At 77.0% G+C, this 1,429-nt stretch carries 2 protein-coding genes; one reads left to right on the top strand and one right to left on the bottom strand.

Annotated features, from left to right (window positions below):
• Positions 1-119: 119 nt before the first annotated feature.
• Complete coding sequence (locus tag F8274_RS30620) at positions 120-776, top strand: RraA family protein (protein WP_225854054.1); 657 nt, start codon at positions 120-122, stop codon at positions 774-776.
• 13 nt (positions 777-789) lie between these two features.
• On the opposite strand, the gene F8274_RS30615 is transcribed toward F8274_RS30620, so the two are convergent.
• A complete protein-coding gene (locus F8274_RS30615; protein ID WP_151465874.1) occupies positions 790-1,416 on the bottom strand; it encodes a response regulator transcription factor in 627 nt (208 codons plus the stop codon).
• Between the last annotated feature and the right edge of the window lie 13 nt (positions 1,417-1,429).

The following is a 1,429-nucleotide window of genomic DNA, read 5'->3' as shown; positions in this document are numbered from 1 at the left end:
ACCGGAGCCACGGGCCGGGAACTGGCCCCTCCCGCGGCCGCGCCCGCTGGCTAGCGTCGGGCCATGAGCATCGACCGCGCAGAGCTGTCCCGGCGGTCGCCGCCCTGACCACCGCCCACGTGGCCGACGCCTGCCTGCGGGCCGCCGTCCCGGTGCGCTGCGCCCCGGCCGGCGTCCGGCCCGTGCTGGCCGGCGGCCGGCTGGCCGGCCGGGTGTTGCCGGCCCGGCACGTCGGCAGCGTCGACATCTTCCTCGAGGCGATCGACCGGGCGGCCCCCGGCGACGTCCTGGTGGTGGACAACGACGGGCGCACCGACGAGGCGTGCGTTGGCGACCTCGTGGTGCTGGAGGCGCAGGCCGCCGGCCTCTCCGGCCTGGTGGTCTGGGGCCTGCACCGGGACACCGGCGACATCCGGGCGGTCGGGCTGCCGGTGTTCAGCCTGGGCGCCACCCCCACCGGGCCGCAGCGGCTGGACCCGCGGCCGGTCGAGGCGCTGGCCTCGGCGCGGGTCGGGCCGTGGACGGTCGACCCGGGCGACGTGGCCCTGGCCGACGAGGACGGGGTGCTGTTCGTGCCGGCCGCCGGGGCCGGCGAGGTGTTCGACCTGGCCGAGTCCATCCGGGACACCGAGCGGCGGCAGGCCGACCGGATCCGGGCCGGTGAGCCGCTGCGCGCGCAGGTCGGGTTCGGGGCGTACCTGGCGGGACGGGTGGAGAACCCGGCGCTGACCTTCCGGGAGCACCTGCGCGCCGTGGGCGGCGCCATCGAGGAGTGAGGCCGGCCGGCGCTCAGGCGCCGCGGGCCCACAGCGCCAGGCGCACCCGGTTGGGGCTGTCCGTCTTGGTCATGAGGCTGGTGATGTGGGTCTTGACCGTGGTGACGCCGATGTGCAGCCGGTCGGCGATCTCGGTGTTGGACAGGCCCTCGGCCACCAGGTCCAGCACGTCCCGCTCGCGGGCGGTCAGGCCGTGCACCGGTCGGGGCGCCTCGGCGCGCGCGTGCACCGCCCGCTGGACCAGCCGCCGCAGGACCTCCGGGCTGAACGGGCTGTCCCCGGCCGCCGCCCGGCGCACGCCGTCGAGCAGGTCGGCGGGGGGCGCGTCCTTGAGCAGGAAGCCGCAGGCGCCGGCGGTCAGCGCGGGATAGAGGTGGTCGTCGTCACCGAACGTGGTGAGCACCAGCACCCGCGTGGCGGGGCGCTCGGCGAGGATCCGGCTGGTCGCCGTGATGCCGTCGACGCCGGGCATCCGGAGGTCCATCACCACCACGTCGGGCAGCAGGCGCGCGGCGAGGTTGATCGCCTCGCGGCCGTTGTCGGCCTCGCCGACCACCTCCAGGTCGGGCTGGGCGTCGCAGAGCATGCGCAGGCCGGCGCGGATGAGGTGCTGGTCGTCGACCAGCAGGACGCGGATCACGCCGGCTCCGGCG

This window comes from Micromonospora sp. AMSO31t, assembly GCF_008868175.1.
GTDB lineage: Bacteria > Actinomycetota > Actinomycetes > Mycobacteriales > Micromonosporaceae > Micromonospora.
The sequence above is the reverse complement of the archived record's forward strand: the minus strand, read 5'-3'. Positions and strand labels throughout refer to the sequence as shown.